Origin of the sequence: Arsenicibacter rosenii, assembly GCF_001870735.1 — a bacterium.
GTDB classification, from domain to species: domain Bacteria; phylum Bacteroidota; class Bacteroidia; order Cytophagales; family Spirosomataceae; genus Arsenicibacter; species Arsenicibacter rosenii.
In genome coordinates this window covers 1-1252 of record NZ_MORL01000153.1, presented here as the reverse complement: position 1 = coordinate 1252, position 1252 = coordinate 1, and the positions used below count along the sequence as shown (strand labels likewise).

General features: G+C 46.7%; 2 protein-coding genes. Both read left to right on the top strand.

Translation table 11 applies throughout. The features are described 5' to 3' along the window. Nucleotides 1–50: 50 nt before the first annotated feature. Complete coding sequence (locus BLX24_RS30500) at nucleotides 51–332, top strand: transposase (RefSeq protein WP_071506918.1); 282 nt, start codon at nucleotides 51–53, stop codon at nucleotides 330–332. Continuing rightward, a complete protein-coding gene (locus BLX24_RS30495; protein ID WP_143092938.1) occupies nucleotides 329–1225 on the top strand; it encodes an IS3 family transposase in 897 nt (298 codons plus the stop codon). The genes BLX24_RS30500 and BLX24_RS30495 overlap by 4 nt, the downstream gene beginning before the upstream one ends. The last annotated feature ends 27 nt before the right edge of the window (nucleotides 1226–1252 follow it).

Sequence of the window (1252 nt, the reverse complement as noted above, 5' to 3'; positions counted from 1 at the left end):
TGATATGGTCCTAAAAATCCGGACACGAAACTTTTTTAACTTCGTGTACCATGAACCAATCCCAACGTCCCAAACGAAAGTATACAGCCGAGTTTAAGGCCGATGTGCTACGGCTAATTGCCAATGGTGAACCTATCATGGCCGTAGCCCGTAAGATGGGCATTAGCGATAGCCTAATTCACGCTTGGCGGAAAGCCAATGACAAAGGGGAAAAGAAAACCGATCAAACTCTTCAACAAGAAGTTGATAGCCTACGTCGGCAACTGCGGCAAACCGAGATGGAGCGCGAGATACTAAAAAAAGCTGTGGCCATTTTCAGCCGACAAACCTGACCCAGATTTACCGGTTTATTCAGTCTGAAGAAGCCAATTTTTCAGTACGACTACTCTGTAAAACTCTGAATGTCAGCAAGACTGCGTATTACACATATCGTAATGGAACAACATTCACTCAGTCCGTTAGGGATCTAACCATGACCACAGCAATCGACAAGATCTTCTGGGAAAACTCTCGACGCTATGGCAGCCGTCGGGTGCTGGAAGCCCTGAAAGAACAGGGTATCAAGGCCGGTCGACATCGGGTGCGTCGTTTAATGCAAGAGCAGGATTGGCGGGCTATTCAGCCTCGTAGTTTCGTGCCCAAAACGACTAATTCCAAGCATGGTTTAACGGCTTGTCCTAACCGCTTAATCGAGTTTGGCAAACCTACTACACCTAACCAAGCTTGGGTTGGCGATATCACGTATTTGCCTTTGACAGACGGGAGCTGGGGCTATTTGGCCAGTTGGATGGACTTGTTTTCTCGGCGTATTGTAGGCTGGTGGGTCGACAAGACGATGAAGGAAAGCTTGATTATCAAGGCTTTTGATCAAGCCATTGAACAACGTCAGCCCAATCCCGGCTTGATTGTTCACTCAGACCGAGGTGGTCAGTATTTTGGTCAGCGTTTCCGCCAACGGCTGGATAAATGGCATTGTCGGCAAAGTATGGCCGAAGCGGACAATCCGTATCAAAATGCTCATGCTGAGTCCTTTTGGGGTCGGTTGAAAGCTGAGTTGCTGGAGGATGGTTGTTTTATGAACCTTCAAGATGCTCATGATGAGCTATTTAACTATATTGAAGGATATTATAACGTGCGTCGGTTGCATTCGGGCTTAGGCTACCGATCTCCGATTGATTTTGAAAACCAATTTTATCAAACTAGTCAATTAAACTCTCATAAGTAAAGTGTCCGGCCAAACAGGACCACCCCA

Excerpts from the sequence above, each read along its gene's own strand:
- BLX24_RS30500 (WP_071506918.1), top strand. The coding sequence starts at position 51 with ATGAACCAATCCCAACGTCCCAAACGAAAGTATACAGCCGAGTTTAAG.